This window comes from Nostoc sp. NMS2 (assembly GCF_017115105.1).
Lineage (GTDB): Bacteria > Cyanobacteriota > Cyanobacteriia > Cyanobacteriales > Nostocaceae > Nostoc.
The window spans coordinates 195,767-211,301 of sequence record NZ_JABXKH010000042.1 but is presented as its reverse complement, the minus strand read 5'-3'; the positions used below and the strand labels follow the sequence as shown (position 1 = coordinate 211,301).

The window sequence follows — 15,535 nt, the reverse complement described above, 5'->3', positions numbered from 1 at the left end:
AGCTCAACTATCCCTATCAAAATAAAATCCTATGAAGACCAAAACATTAACTGCCATTGTTCACAAAGAAGAAGATATGTATGTTGCTGAATGTCCTGAAGTCGGCACAGTTGACCAAGGTGAAACAATTGAAGAAGCTCTTGCTAATCTTAAAGAAGCTACAAGGCTATTCTTGGAAGAATGTCCTTTACTCGACACTGATGCTAGTCCCAGATTTGTAACAAGTATAGAGGTTAGTTATGCCTAGATTGCCTTGCTTTCTGAGATTAATTCTCCCTAGCTAAAATTTATAATAAAAGTAATTTTGCCCCCAAAGCCAATCATGATAGAAGGAAAAACGCGGCGTAATTTCCTAATTACCAGCATTGCTGTGACTGGCGGTATTATGGCAACTAATGCTTTACAGCAAAATACTACCAACACAGCAACACCTCCAGCAACTATGCCAGAACGGTTGCTGGGACGCACGGAAGTAAAACTCCCTATCTTCGGGTTAGGAGGAGCAGGACAAACGCCGCTATCCTGGGAAGGAAAAGAAGATGATGCTGCGGCAATAATTCAAAGAGCGCTGGAACTTGGCATTCGTTACTTTGATACTGCGGCTAGTTATGGCCCCAGTGAAGATTATTTAGGCAAAGTGCTACCACCCCATCGCTCAAAGCTGTTTCTAGCAAGCAAGACCGATCAAAGAGATCGGGATGGAGCCTGGCGAGAATTGGAGCGATCGCTTAAACGTCTCAATACAGATTATCTCGATTTGTGGCAGTTGCATCACGTTTCTTTTTCTGAAGAACTCGACACTATCTTTAGTCCATCGGGTGTAATTAAGGCTTTAGAAGAAGCCATAGAACAAAAATTGGTGCGCTTTGCAGGTATTACCGGACATCACGACCCTCAAGTGATTGCCGAAGGGTTACGTCGCTATCCTTTCCACACTACACTGATTCCTGTGAATGCAGCCGACCAACACCACCCACATCCATTTATCCCGGTGGTTCTACCAGTTGCTCAAGAAAAAAATGTCGGTGTGATTGCGATGAAAGTCCCGGCTTATGGTCGGCTATTTAAACCAGGTGGATTGACAGGTATGGAGCAAGCTTTAGGTTACACAATGTCTCAGCCTGGAGTTCATTGTTGTGTAATTGCGGCAGAGACTGTTTTACAATTAGAGAATAATGTCAAGATAGCGCGGGCTTTTGTGCCTCTTAAAAAGGAAGAATTGACTGCGATCGCACTGGCGGCTGCTAATATCTGGGAAGATAGTACATTTTTCCGTACTTGGACTTAGCCAAGCTTGCACATATTACAAAGTGTATTATTAATAGTCACGCTGATAATATTGTTCCGCTTGCGATATGTTAAATTGTAATAGCTTCTCATCTCCCAACTTATATCGCAATCTCGGTTTAAAAGGCGAAATATTCAAACTACGAATAATTTCACCCGCCACAGCCTTTGCTAGTAGCGGTGGTACAGAGTTACCAACTTGCCGAAAACCGTGCCATTTAGTTACATGAAATCTAAACCAATCAGGGTAAGAATGCAATCTCGCCGCTTCCCTGACTGTAATACAACGAGGCGTAAATGGATGAATCGGTCTTGGGGATGTGAAAGAACCCCTATATTTGTCTGTTCCGGCTCTTAAAGTATTGCAGACACCAGCAGGATGTAGCTTATGAAAACGACTAATTTTTTCTCTATCGCCTTGTAGAGTCTCATGAAAACGTTGAATAGTTTCCGCAGAATGTTTTGTTCTTAAACTTGAAGAAAGGATTCGCAAATCATATTCACGTTTATAAGAATAATCATCATTCGGGCATTTAAGACCGCGAAGTACACGAGCATAGCTACTAGGCTTTTCGTATTCTGCTATAACCCAATCTCTTGTTACTAACTCAGGATAGTTTTCTATTTCAGGTAAATCTTTAATTGCATCCCATACTGTAGGACTCAATGGGATATTAGATATTTTTTTAGAAGTTAAATTGTTTGGTAATGCTGGTTTAGTAATCGGCTGAGGATATTTCGGTAAGTCTACATCCTCCCTTGCACCTATAAGAAATAATCTCTCACGGGACTGTGGTACTCCGTAATTTGCAGCGTTGAGAATTTGATAATTCTCTTCTACTTTATAGCCGTAAATTTTAAACTCACTAATTAAAGATTTGAGGATTTGTTTATGTTCGCCAACTGTGATTCCCCGAACATTTTCCATGACAAAGAATTTCGGTTTTAGCTCAAAAACCAGCCGATGAAAGTGAAACACTAAAGAATTTCGCGGATCGTCAACAACCCGTTTACCAATTAGAGAAAATCCTTGACATGGTGAGCCACAAATTACCACATCAATTTCGCGATCGCCAATTTTAGACCGACTCCTAATTTCTTCCCCGCTAGTATCCACAACACTTTTACATAACACTGAGCAATAAGGGAAGTTAAACTCATGTGTTGCACAGTGGATCGGGTCGATTTCCACAGAGGCCAGCACATCAAAGCCAGCTTGTTCAAAGCCAAGAGTCATACCCCCCGCACCGGCGAATAAGTCAACTGCGATCGCTCTTTGTTTTCTCATCTCATAAGCCATGAAACCCCAATCTAACTCGTAATTTCTAATTCGTAATTCGTAATTAACGCACGGAAAAATGCGGGTTCTAGAAAAAACAGGTGCTTCACATTTATTTTATTCATAAATAAACTAATTGATCCTCTATTTTCAATTACGAATTACGAATTACGAATTACGAATTATTTGGTCGCATTTGCAAAATTTCTTGAGCAGCGCGATCGCACACTCCAACTTCTCCCAAACTTCGCCGCATTTCTTCATAATCTAGCAAAGTTTGCTCTCTGCGACTGGGATTGAGTAGCAGTTCCATCGCGGCTTGGATAATATTCTCTGCTGTGGCTTGCTCTTGTAAAAATTCTGGCACAATTGGCTTCATCACGACTAAATTAGGTGGTGATGCGAAGGCGATAGAACCTTTGAGGATTTTACGAGCTATCCAAGCAGTCAGGGAACTTAGGCGGTAAACTACAACTTGCGGCACATTTAACAGAGCAAGCTCCAAGTTGACAGTACCAGATTTGCTAATGGCTAAATCAGCCGCAGCAAAAACTTGCTTTTGTTGACCTGATAAAACTGTAGCCCGCAAACCGTAACGCCTAATAGCCTCTTCAATTGGCTTTCTATAGACTTCCAAAGATAGGGGAATCCAGAAATGAACTTCCGGTAATTTAGCTTGAAGAGTTTGGGCAGCTTGAAAAATAATTGGTAAAAGATATTTTAGTTCTTGGCGGCGAGAAGCGGGGAGAAGTGCGATCGCAATTTGTTCTGCTGCAATCCCCAGTGTTGCACGCGCTGCTTGGCGACTGGGAGCGTCTTCCATCCGATCAATCAAAGGATGCCCTACCCAAGTAACTTTTGCCCCTTTCTCCCGAAAGTAACGGGCTTCTTGTGGAAAAATAGCCAACAGCTTATCTGTAAAACCAACAATCCGGTTAGTTCTACGCAAACTTAATGACCAAGCCCACTCTTGGGGAGCAATGTAATACACTACAGGCACATCTGGTAACTGCTGTTTCATATAAGTCCCAATTTCCAGATTGGGAGTCATATAATCGATCAGCACCACTAAATCCGGTGGATTTTGTTTTAGAGAAGCGATCGCCTGACGTTGCACCTGGAGAGTAGGTAAAAGATAGGGCAGCCCTTCTAAAATACCCATTGAGCCAATACTACTAGTATTGCCCAGCAGAGTTGCCCCAGCCTCCACCATTTTTTCCCCACCCAGCGCCACAATCTCTAATTCCAACCCAATCGCCACAGCTTGACGCTTCAGCGCTGTAATTAGCAGCGACCCTTGCAAATCGCCAGATACTTCGCCAGTGCTGATAAAAATCCGCATTTGATAATTGGTAATTATTAAAAACTTAGGAATGAATAGTTAGGAGTGAATACTTAGGAATGCGGAGTTAAAAATTTAATTCATCAATTAATAACTCCTGTAAAGACGCGATGAATCGCGTCTTTACTCCCACCTTTTGTACAGACGCGATTCATCGCGTCTCCTAACTCATAACTCACGATTCATCACTCGCGCCTTTTTTCCCTTTACCGGGAATCAAGCCACGTCTCCCTGGCATCTGAGAAAGTAGCAAGAAACGGCGCAGATGTTGTAATTGTTCGCTATCCCCTAACAATTCCAGTTTTTCCAAGGCATCCTTAAAGGACAAATCAGAACGGTAGAGAATGCGGAAGGCTTTTTTCAGCAAAAGCAAATCTGCTGAGTCCATGCCAGACCGTTTGAGTCCCACAATGTTGAGGGTTCGCACTCGTGCCGGATTTCCCTCTACTAGCATATATGGGGCCACATCCCGGTCAATCCGTGCCATGCCTCCCACCATTGCCTGTCTACCAATATGCACAAATTGATGGACACCTAAAACTCCACTTAGCCTAGCGCGTGACTCTATATGCACATGACCCGCCAACGCCACAGAGTTGGCAATCACTACCTGGTCTTCAATTACGCAGTTATGAGCCACATGGACATAAGCCATCAGCAAATTACCATCGCCAATTACCGTTGCTTCACCAGCACCAGTCGCGCGGTTAATGGTAACGTACTCACGAATTAAGTTGTTATCACCAATTTTGACCCAAGTTGGTTCTCCCACAAACTTGAGATCCTGGGGTTCCATACCGATGGCTGCACCTGTAAAAATCTGATTTTGCGCCCCAATTTCACAAGGCCCCTCTAACACAGCATGAGCGCCGATTATTGTTTCAGGGCCCACTTTGACATGCGCTCCAATCACAGCATAGGCACCGACTTGCACTGTATGGTGGAGTTCCGATTTAGGATGAATTACAGCAGTTGGATGAATTAGCGTTTTCAAGGGTGAATCTCCAGAACTGTCTTGATAAGTCAGCGCCAGGTAGGGTTTCTGAGGCAGCGTGTTACTCTAATTAAGAGATTTGTACAAACTGCCGCCCCATCAAGGCGACTGGTAGAGCGTGAAGTATTTCAGTGAACGAAAGTGTCGGGCAAAGCAAGTTAAGTGTGTTCGAGTAGCATCTCGTAAAGAGGGCGTCGAAAATCAAGAAATTATCAGATGCTGTTGTGGATTTTTTTTAACTGTTATCCTTTTGCAGGAATCAGTAAGGGCATTTCACGGCTATGCCCACACCACGAAAGCAAACTTTTAGTTGACTAGAGAAAACATTAATTCCCCTTCACAAGCAAGTTGACCGTCAACTTCGGCACGACCTTGCATCTTACCGAAACGACGTTGTTTTACCCATAACAGTTCCACTGTCATGACTAGTTGATCCCCCGGTACAACCTGGCGGCGAAAGCGAACTTTATCGATACCAGCGAAAACTAGCAGTCCGTCTGCTACCGGAGACATTTGAGTGAGAACAATACCCCCAACTTGTGCCATTGCTTCGACAATTAGCACCCCTGGCATCAGTGGACGACCGGGGAAATGTCCTTGGAAATACTGTTCGTTGATAGTGACATTTTTAACGCCAACAGCTTTTTTACCTGGAACGTAGTCAATTATTCTGTCTACAAGTAAAAATGGGTAGCGGTGGGGTAGCAATTCTTGAATTTCTTCAGATGTGAAAGTTGTTTTAATTTCAGAGATGATAGTAGTCTCATTTATAGCCTGTAGTTCGGTAGATGTAGATGTAGTTGGATCGATGGTATTCACTTCAGTAAGGATTGACATTGGCCCTGTGGTTAATTTTTCATCTGAAAGTTTAGCAGGCAGGCGTAGATCGAAACCTTAATAATCCTGGATTTTAAGCTTTAGAGCAAATCCAAAATCTAAAATCGTTCGACTGAGCGAAGTCGAAGTTCAAAATCTAAAATTTTCTGAGCCAGTTGAATGTGTAAATTATGACTGGCTTTATACGCTAAGAAATGAGCGCGAGGAAAAGTTCCTAGTAAACTTAAATCTCCTACTAAATCCAAGATTTTATGACGAACTGGTTCATTTGCAAATCTCAATGGGAGATTTAGCCACCCTTCTGGCCCGCAAACAAGTGCATTATCCAAACTACCACCTTTAATTAACCCAGTTTTTTGTAAGTGTTCAATTTGATGCAGTAACCCAAAAGTACGGGCAGGAGCAATTTCGGCAGCAAAGCTAGCAGAAGCTTTTTCTAGGTCAGTGGTTAGTGACCAACTATACCATTGATTACCAATGGCGGGCAGGTCAAAATCAACACCGTAACTAAAGCGAGTTTCTGGTGCTGGGAGGGCGCAAACAAAGGCATCCCCTTCATAGACCCACATTGGTTCTGTAACAGTCAAAGGAACTTGATTGTTAACGGGTTGTGATACTAGTCCGACTTCGGCAATGTTGGCTGTCCACACACTTGCTGAACCATCCAAAAGCGGGACTTCTGGCCCATCAATTTCAATCCGGGTATTATCCACACCCATACCCGCAAGTGCTGCCAACAAATGTTCTACCGTGCGAACATATACCTCACCCTTCCCCAACTGAGTTGAAAGAACAGTGTGACTAACTGCCGCAACTTGGGCTGGAATAATCGGCAAATCCGGTAAATCTACCCGCACAAAGTAGCGTCCACTTCCCGTTTCAGCTGGTAGTATCCGCACCTGGGTATTCACACCGCTATGCAATCCCACCCCTATTTGGGTGATTTCGGCTGCTAGAGTGTGCTGTTGCATAGCCGAAAAGTCAATATATTTTGTTTACTATTGTTCATCGTCTGTTTTGGTAAAGTCCCTGATATTCCCCTAAAAATGTCATTAATCCCTTTATCGGAACAGTATTGAGGTAAATGTAAAAATTAGCAAGCTAATTATCATTTGTCCTTTGTCCTTTGTCCTTTGTGATTCACTAATGACCAATGACTAATGACCAATGACCAATGACTAATGACAAACTAAAACCTTTCGCCAATACCGAAATTAATCCGACTATCTCCATCATCGTTGATACCGTAGTCAATACGAATTGGCCCCAGTGGAGACTGGACGCGAACGCCAAGACCATAACCGTAGCCACTACCATTTTTGTTCAATACTTCAGCCGCTCTGGTACTAGTTCCCAGGTCACTGCCGAGATCAAAAAATAGTGCGCCACTGACTACTGAAAAAACTGGAAACCGATATTCAACTGATGCTTGCACGTAAGAGCGTCCACTACCTAATGCTCCTTCTTCGTAACCCCGGACGGAGTTGCTACCGCCGATGGTAAAGGCTTCGTAAGGAGGCAAGTCACCAAGGATGGTTCCGGCTTGCAGGTTAAATGCTAAGGTTTGCGCCCCCTTGCTAAGGCTAATCAGCTTGATGGGTAAATATTGACTGTAGCTACCCCGCAATCTGGTGAGGAGAATGTTTCCTAGTCCGATGGGAACTGACTGATCAACCCCGAAGCGAAGATAAGAACCGCTTGTCGGTTGCAATGGGTTATTACGGAGATCGCGCTGTGCCCCCAGTTGCAGCAGTAGTAAATCGTCTTCACCTCCCGGAGACGAGGTAAGTGGAATTTCGAGTGGTTGACCATTGGCGGTGGGGTTTCCATTCTCGTCGATAGGAACTCCATTATCATTGAATACCGCTCCTGTTTTTCTGAGATTGCCATCGGCATCACGGGCGGAAACTCGTTGATACTGTAAACCAGCTGAGGCAGTCCAAACGGAGGTTTTGTAAGGATTAGAAGAAAGAGGACGGGTAAAGGTGACACCGCCACCTAGACGGAGAATACGGGGGCGATCCTGAGCATTTGTATTAGTGAGATTATTTGGGTCAAAAGTCCTAATATCTTGATCTTTGCCATCAAAAATCAATGAAATGGAACTGCGGCGAAAAAGATTGGTTGTGTAGGAAGTCCGGTAAGGATCTCCCGCAATCCAAGGGTCTGTATACCGCACGTCAAATAGCAGTTCCCGTTCTCCCACCTGCACTTCTGCGCCCAGTTTTTGGTTTCTACCGTTCAGGTTTTGCTGTTGATAGCTAACTGTTCCAAAAAGTCCGCTAGCAGAACTAATCCCTGCTCCAGCCGCAATAGAACCACTGCTGCGTTCCGCTACATTCACGACTACATCCACCTTGCTGGGGTCAGTACCAGGGTCTAGGGAGACATTCACATCTTCAAAAAGTCCCAGTCCATACACGCGCTGTAGGTCTTTTTGCACCGTGTTGCGGTTGAATGTTTGTCCTGGCTTTAACTCCAATTCTCGGGTAATGATGTAATCTTGTGTCCGTCCGCGAATTGGTTGTCCCTTCTCGTCTGTTTCTTGACCATCTTTATTGCGGAACCGGACTCTAATATTCTCTACTACACCTTCTGCTACTTGTAAGGTAACAACTCCGTTTTCAGAGACTTGGGGCGCTCCAATTACGTTGGCTAGAACATAACCTTGATCTTGATACCGCTTGTTTAACTGCTTGATGCCTTCTTGCAAGTCACGCAAGTTGAGGATTTTGCCATACTGCTCCTTAAATACTTCATCCACAGTAGTAGCTGGGAGTACAGAGGGAACACCAGTGCCAGGATTGGCTTGCACTTGTACCTTGCTCAGGATGGGGTTAGGCTGTACAACAAAGCTCACCCGCACTCCCAAGGGGGTATCTTCTGGCGATGCTTGGACGTTGGAGAAGAAGCCAGTACCAAAGATGGCGTTAATATCTTCTTGCAGTTGGCTGCGAGTTGTCGTTCGTCCTGGTTGGGTACGAATTACTTTGTAAACTTGTTCTTCCAGTTCTGGTGATAGTTGCCCAGACTGCGATCTAATGAGTACTTCCGACACCAGTACGCGGGGGTCATTGGCTTCTGGGGCTGTGTTGGGTTGAGTATTTTCTGGAGTTGTCGGCGGGTTAACATTCTGCGGACTGGGTGTAGCACCTGGTCTTGGAGCAGGTGTTCGTTGTTGACCATCTGGGGATGGAACGTCTGGAGCGATAGATGGTTCTGGAGTTGTGGGCGGGTTAACATTCTGCGGACTGGGTGTAGCACTTGGTCTTGGAGCAGGTGTTCGTTGTTGACCATCTGGGAATGGAACGTCTGGAGCGGTAGATGGTTTTGGAGTTGTGGGTAATAAAGGTTCTGTTGTCGGTGGATTGACATTCTCTGGGACTGGAGTAGTCTCAGGAGTTGGGGAAGGCGTTGGTTGTTGAATTTCTGGCGGTGGGATGTCCGGGGCTGGAGAGGGCTGTTGAGTAGGGCTGGGATTGATTTGAGGGGTTTGTTGTGCAGTTTTTGTTGTGGAGGTTGGCACTATTACCCCTGGTGTCGCGTAGGCGTAGCCCGCACTTCGGCTGCGCTCAGTGACCACCGCAGGCATCGCTGCTGGATTAGCGGGATAAACTGCAACAATGCGCGATTTCTGTGCCTCTATAATCCCTGTGAGATTAGATCGAGATTTGAGATTTTTACTAGAGTCAAGCTGACTGGTGTCCTTTTCTGGTTGCTGATTTGTTCCTAGTGTCAAAACTTCTGTTGTCTGTTTTGAACTTTTGGCGGTTTCTGCCTTTGCACTCAATGAGCCGCCCAAAGGGACTGTAATTGCTATTGCTGCCAGCAATACGGGAGATAAACGCATTTTACTTATGATTCCTATTCACGACCACACACACCATCACAAGGCAATAATGCCCTCATGCCAAAGGTAAAATTCAAAATATAATTTTTTTCTTTTGCTTTTTTACTTTACAAGGCAAAAGGCAAAAGGCAAAAGTAAAATATAATTCCTTCTGACCTTTTAGTTTTTACCTGTTTAAGTTGTAGTTTCTACTGCTTTTAGCACTCTTTGTAAAACCTCCTGGTAGGCATCCTCTACATTTCCTAAGTCTCGGCGAAAGCGGTCTTTGTCCATTACCCGGCGGTTTGAGTCCTTTTCTGTGGTATCCCACAAACGGCAGGTGTCGGGGCTAATTTCGTCTGCCAAGAGCAACTGCTGTTGTGAGTCCAAACCAAACTCTAGTTTGAAGTCTACTAGGGTAATGCCGCATTGCTGCCAAAATTTATTGAGAAATTCATTGATTTGCAATGCTAGATGTGTAATTGCTTCTACTTGTTCCGCAGTAGCTAGTTTTAGCAGGTAAAGGCGATCGCGTGTCAACAAAGGATCTCCTAACTGATCGTTTTTGTAATAAAACTCAACCAAAGGCTGTTTCAGAATTGTACCCACTGGCAAGCCTGTTTGCTGACACAGACTGCCAGCTGCAATATTTCTGATAACTACTTCCAAGGGTAAAATCTTTACTGCCTTCACCCGCATCTGATTCGGGGTAGGGCTGTCGATAAAGTGAGTCTTTATACCATAAGCCTCTAACTGTTTAAAAAGCTGGCTGGAAATGCTACAATTTATTTTTCCCTTTCCTTGGATACTGCCACGTTTTTGGGCGTTAAACGCCGTGGCATCGTCCTTAAAATCAGCCAACAAGACTTCTGGATTGTCTGTTGTATAAAGAATTTTTGCTTTGCCTTCGTATAACTTGGAATTCACAGACATGGTGGCAGTTAAAGTTCTAGGCGATGGACGATTTTTGTCCTTTCGGGCTTCACTATTTTATCTTTAGTTATTAACTATTAGCCATCGGTGATTTTTGAAGAGGATGCAGAATTTAGCAGAAAAGTAGAGGGAGTAGGGGGAGATGAGGAAGATGAGGAAGATGAGGAAGATGGGGAGTAGGGAGCAAGGGAGAAGAGTTTTCCCCCTGCCCCTCTGCCCCTCTGCCTCTTTTTAATGCTCTCACTAGCCAGTTGCTAAGTATTAACAAATGAATCTCTAACTTTTAACAGAGGACAATTGACTCTGGTTTCTAGTATCTTTTTCTAAGTAGTATTACTGTTTTAAACAGTAACTATTTTTGCAAAAATTATTTGGTGAGATATACTTATATGTTTTAATAGTTTTTAATTCAGGGTTTGGATTGAAGTTAATTACAATTTGAACTTAATAAATTAAGATGAGATAAATTGACGACCGGGAGGAAAATCAAATATTCTCTCTAGTTACTTTAGTAGAAGTACTTTAACAGACATTTTTTCTGTAACATTTACAACAAACAAAAGCATTTCAAGCTTTATCCTCTAGTCTCAAAGTTTGAATCAACTAATTCCTGCATAACCAATTGGAAAAGGAGTTGGATGATTTGCTTTTCCCCAGTCTGACGAAAGTAAAGATTAAGGTAGCTAGTGATTTCGCTTCAGACATTCAAATAAAAGGTGAATTGATAAATGGAGAACAAAATAGTGAATAAGGATGATTTTCTTTACCCTCGTGGTCGCTACTACGGTCAGGTAAAGCCAGAAAACCTGGTTTTTAATGCGAATCTACAGGAATTTGCCCAACGCGTAAGCTACATTTGCAACTTAGAAACAGGTGGAAAACTGCCTCCAGGTGAAGCTTACAAACAAATAAAGGAGCTATGGAAACAGTTGAAACACTCAAAGAAAGAACTGCGAATTGGTGAAGACTCGTTTCAGGATGACCAGGGGGAGGTTGAAGGTTGAAGGAGAGGCGGGGCGGGGATGAGGGAGATGTGGTTCGACTTCGCTCACCAACCGGGAGATGAGGGAGAGAATAACTAATGACAAATGACAAATGACCAATGACCAATGACAAATGACTACTTAGTAAGCATTGTCCAAATACCATCCCATGACTCTGGAGGAGGCTTTTGTAAGTAGTTAAACGCACGTTCTAGGTGAATATCAACAGCTTGGTCTTTGGGTTGGATGTATTTGGCGGCTTCAAAGCAAGCGATCGCTTGTGAGAAGTCGCGCGATAAATAAGCAGCGCGTCCAGTATGATAGTGATACAAAAACTCTTGAGTATTGTCATCTAGTGGGGTGCTGCGATCGCCAATTAACTGGTATATATTAATTGCCTGATGTTTCCCTTTGACTCTAATTTTATCTAACTGGCGCACCCAAATGCGATCGCGGCACATTTGGTATGTAAATTCACTTAAAAGAATATCACAACCATATTCTTTAGTTACTGCTTCCAAGCGCGAACTCAAATTTACACTGTCTCCTATTACGGTGTAATCCATGCGTTTGCGGGAACCAATATTACCGGAAACCACTTCTCCAGAACTAATGCCAATGCCAACATGAATTTGTGGCTGCGCCTGGATAATTCGTCGCTGGTTAAATTCCTCTAAGCGTTGTCGCATATCTAACGCTGACTGCACAGCTCTCCAAGCATGATTTTCTGTTAAAGGTAGTGGCGCACCAAATACCGCCATTAACGCATCACCTATAAATTTATCAAGCGTCCCTTCGTAGTTAAAAACCGCTTCCACCATCGTTTCAAAATACTGATTGAGCAAAGATAACACTTCAGCTGCACCGATATTTTCTGTAAGTGTTGTGTAGCCTCGGATATCAGAAAACAAGATGGTTACTTCCTTCCGCTCACCCACCATTAAAGCATCTTCTCCCAGAGCCATGACTTGTTCGGCTACATGAGGCGTTAGGTAGCGGGACATGGTAGTTTTCATCCGTTTTTCCTGGCTGATGTCTTCCAACACCACCAAACCACCCCGAACGCCGCCTTCTGGGTTAGTTAGGGGATTGACAGTGAGATTCGTACTACGTTCTAATGTTTGCACCTCATCAGGGCTAAAAAACTCCGATTCGGGAGTGAGGGGGAGATTCCAGGGAATGAATACATTGGGGTTAGTGCGATCGCACAGTGCTAAAATTGAGTAATGAGCGCTAAACGTCCCGCTATTGTTGACAGCATTCTCAACTTGAGAAATTCCCACCATCAAAGTTTGCTCTGGTACATAATGTTTAGCTCCAGTTTTTAAACTATCTTCGAGTCGCATTTGGAGATTTTCAATCGGCACAACTTCCCAAACTAAGCGACCAATCAAATTTTGTTCCCACAAAAGCTTGTTACTTTTGGTATTAGTGTTTTTTACAGGACAACCCAATAATTCCAGGGCTGCATCATTAATCGTGACAATTCGACCTGCCATATCTGTAGAAATCACCGCATCTGACAGACTTTGCAAAATGTCTTTTTGATACTGTTTTTCTAACAATACATTTTCAAACAGACGAGCATTTTCTAAGGCAATTCCTGCCTGAATATTAAAAGCCCGCATAAACTCTTCATCAGAAGCAGTAAAACTGTTTTGTTGCTTATTAATTAATTGGGTTACGCCAATTAATTCATTTGCAGAATTAAATACTGGTAAACATAGAATATTGCGAGTCACATAACCAGTTTTTCTATCTGTACTTGGGTCAAAGCGGGGGTCTTTGTAGGCATCGGAAATGTTTAAGGCTTGACCAGTGGAAGCCACATAGCCAGCAATGCCTCGGTTAGCTGAAATACGGATTTCTAACAAATTTGTGCCATCTGCCGCCGCCGCAACTTTTGTCCAGAGTTCGCTCATCTCTTTACGATATAAAAATAGCGTACTGCGGTCTGCTTGCATTAAAATTCGAGCTTGTTCCATGACTATTTGCAAAGTTGCTTCTAAATCCAAACTTTGCCCCAATGTCTGAGTTGCCCGTAACAAAGCCGTTGCGCCTCGTTGATTCCGAGCGGCCACATAAAAAGATTGGCAGCTTTCCAGAATAATCCCAATAGAAGCGGCAAAGTCTCGAAAACGTTCTTCATCATCATGGTTAAACGGAACATTCCCGGTTTTATTAGCCAGTTGAACTACTGCAACAGTCTGGTTTTTGCTGCTGATAACAGGCATACATAAAATATTATGGATTTTGTAGCCCATTTGTTTTTCAAGTTCTGGGCTAAATAAAGGATGAGTATAAGTTTCAGATATATTTAAATATTGACCTGTACTGGCAACATGACCGGGGATACCCACAGTTATAGGAGTACGAATTTCTAAGAATTTTTGGCTGTTATCTTGAGGAACTTTTGACCATAGTTGACCTTTGTCATGGTCAACTAAAAAAATGGCTGTGTGTTCTGCTTGCAGGATTTGACCTATTTTAAGTGTGATAGCTTCTAGTACCTTCTCTAACATAGTTTCTAGAGCTTCATTATTGATTAGTTCAATAGCTCTAAGAAATTGCTGGAACTCAGCAGTTATGAAGTCGAGTAGGCAAACAAATTCATTAACAGATAAATCTTTTACGCGACGTAATAAGGCGTGAGTACGATTAACTTGAGTAAGTTCAGTTAATGTAGCCAAGACGCTGCCAGGGTTGGGGAGTGTCATGGGAATTTTGGATTTTGGATTTTGGATACTTCGACTTCGCTCAGTACAAGTTTTGGATTTTAGATTTTAGATTTTAGATTTTGGGCATGAAAAAGAGACAGAGGGGTAGGGGGAAAACTCTTCTCCCTTGCTCCCTTGCTCCCTTGCTCCCTGCTCCCTGCTCCCTCATCTCCCTCATCTCCCTCATCTCCCTACTCCCTACTCCCCGATGCCAACTCTTCAGAAAATATCACCTTTTGGTAGTAATCTTGTAGCTGACTGGTGGCAGCTGCCCAACCCCAACTTTCTGCTTCCTGGCGAGCATTTTGACGGATGATGTCTCGTTGTTCTTTTTGTTCTAAGAGGCGAACAGTAGCAGCAATGGCTCCTTGAACATCTTCTGTTGGCTCAAAAAGATATCCATTGACCCCATCTGTCACAATATCAGGAATTCCTCCCGAACGGGCTGCTACCACGGGACAACCAGCAGCCATTGCTTCTAGTAGTACTAAGCCTAGTGTTTCTGTACGGGAAGGGAAGATAAAGGCATCAGCACTCGCAAAGGCAGAACCTAATTCTTGCCCCATGAGATATCCAACAAAATAAGTATTCGTGCCAGCAAAGTGTTTTTCCAGTGCTTGACGGTGTGGCCCATCTCCAACTAATGCTAATCGCGCTTCGGGAATTGCTTCTAAAATTGGTTTGATGCGCTCAATTTCTTTTTCAGCCGAAAGCCGCCCAACGTAAAGTAGCAATGGACTTTCTGGATGATTTTGTGATAGGCGCGATCGCATCTCTACATTAGCTAAATCGGGGTGAAATAATTCCGTATCCACCCCACGCTGCCATAAATCTACACGTTCAATCCCATGTCCTGTCAATTCCTCTATCATGGCTGTGGAGGTACACAGATTCAAAGCTGCTTGATTATGAGCGCCTTTCAGCAGTTCCCAAAGAAAACCTTCCAGCATCCCCAAGCCGTAATGTTGGAGATATTGGGGTAAATGGGTATGGTAAGAGGCTATTAAGGGTATTTTGAGGATTTTACTGTAGAATATGCCAGCTAGACCCAAAACGGCTGGATTCACAACATGAATCACCTCTGGCTTAAACTCTTCTAAAACATAACCAATGGCTGGGCGAGGAAGTGCCATTTTCAATTCTGGATACAATGGCAGAGGAAAGCCAGTAATGCCGTAAACTTTAGCGCCTTTGTGTTCTGTGATGCCTCCATCAGGGGCAATCACTAGCACCTGATTACCACTACGCTGTAGGTGGTCAACAGTATGGCGCAGGCGTGTTACAATGCCGTCAACCTTGGGTAAAAAGGTTTCGGTAAATAGGGCAATTCTCAT

General features: G+C 43.6%; 12 protein-coding genes. 3 read left to right on the top strand and 9 right to left on the bottom strand.

What is annotated here, in order from left to right; genetic code table 11:
* Positions 1-31: 31 nt before the first annotated feature.
* Positions 32-247, top strand: a complete 216-nt coding sequence (locus HWQ36_RS06430) for a type II toxin-antitoxin system HicB family antitoxin (RefSeq protein WP_114083861.1) — start codon at positions 32-34, stop codon at positions 245-247.
* Between the two features lie 75 nt (positions 248-322).
* A complete protein-coding gene (locus HWQ36_RS06425; protein ID WP_292699287.1) occupies positions 323-1,288 on the top strand; it encodes an aldo/keto reductase in 966 nt (321 codons plus the stop codon).
* A 30-nt stretch (positions 1,289-1,318) separates the two neighbouring features.
* On the opposite strand, the gene HWQ36_RS06420 is transcribed toward HWQ36_RS06425, so the two are convergent.
* The 7 genes from HWQ36_RS06420 to purC form a co-directional block, all read right to left on the bottom strand.
* Positions 1,319-2,587, bottom strand: coding sequence for a DNA cytosine methyltransferase (locus HWQ36_RS06420; protein WP_292699285.1), 1,269 nt, complete (start codon positions 2,585-2,587; stop codon positions 1,319-1,321).
* A gap of 154 nt (positions 2,588-2,741) precedes the next feature.
* Complete coding sequence (gene lpxB, locus HWQ36_RS06415) at positions 2,742-3,908, bottom strand: lipid-A-disaccharide synthase (protein WP_292699282.1); 1,167 nt, start codon at positions 3,906-3,908, stop codon at positions 2,742-2,744.
* Between the two features lie 175 nt (positions 3,909-4,083).
* Entirely contained in the window at positions 4,084-4,902 is an 819-nt protein-coding gene (lpxA, locus tag HWQ36_RS06410) for an acyl-ACP--UDP-N-acetylglucosamine O-acyltransferase (protein WP_292699280.1), read from the bottom strand.
* A gap of 306 nt (positions 4,903-5,208) precedes the next feature.
* The gene (gene fabZ / locus HWQ36_RS06405; RefSeq protein WP_292699277.1) at positions 5,209-5,739 is read right to left on the bottom strand and encodes a 3-hydroxyacyl-ACP dehydratase FabZ; all 531 of its coding nucleotides are present in this window, start codon (positions 5,737-5,739) and stop codon (positions 5,209-5,211) included.
* Positions 5,740-5,837: 98 nt separating this feature from the next.
* Positions 5,838-6,710, bottom strand: a complete 873-nt coding sequence (gene lpxC, locus HWQ36_RS06400) for a UDP-3-O-acyl-N-acetylglucosamine deacetylase (protein ID WP_292699275.1) — start codon at positions 6,708-6,710, stop codon at positions 5,838-5,840.
* Between the two features lie 218 nt (positions 6,711-6,928).
* On the bottom strand, positions 6,929-9,589 hold the full coding sequence (locus HWQ36_RS06395) for a BamA/TamA family outer membrane protein (protein WP_292699272.1): 2,661 nt from the start codon (positions 9,587-9,589) through the stop codon (positions 6,929-6,931).
* A 174-nt stretch (positions 9,590-9,763) separates the two neighbouring features.
* On the bottom strand, positions 9,764-10,501 hold the full coding sequence (gene purC / locus HWQ36_RS06390) for a phosphoribosylaminoimidazolesuccinocarboxamide synthase (RefSeq protein WP_292699269.1): 738 nt from the start codon (positions 10,499-10,501) through the stop codon (positions 9,764-9,766).
* A 728-nt stretch (positions 10,502-11,229) separates the two neighbouring features.
* On the opposite strand from purC, the gene HWQ36_RS06385 reads away from it, so the two are divergent.
* Complete coding sequence (locus tag HWQ36_RS06385; protein ID WP_292699266.1) at positions 11,230-11,505, top strand: hypothetical protein; 276 nt, start codon at positions 11,230-11,232, stop codon at positions 11,503-11,505.
* 116 nt (positions 11,506-11,621) lie between these two features.
* Here the strand turns inward: HWQ36_RS06385 and HWQ36_RS06380 are convergent, their stop codons facing one another.
* Together HWQ36_RS06380 and HWQ36_RS06375 are read right to left on the bottom strand one after the other, a co-directional pair.
* Complete coding sequence (locus HWQ36_RS06380) at positions 11,622-14,201, bottom strand: adenylate/guanylate cyclase domain-containing protein (RefSeq protein ID WP_292699262.1); 2,580 nt, start codon at positions 14,199-14,201, stop codon at positions 11,622-11,624.
* 191 nt (positions 14,202-14,392) lie between these two features.
* Positions 14,393-15,535, bottom strand: coding sequence for a glycosyltransferase family 1 protein (locus HWQ36_RS06375; protein WP_292699259.1), 1,143 nt, complete (start codon positions 15,533-15,535; stop codon positions 14,393-14,395).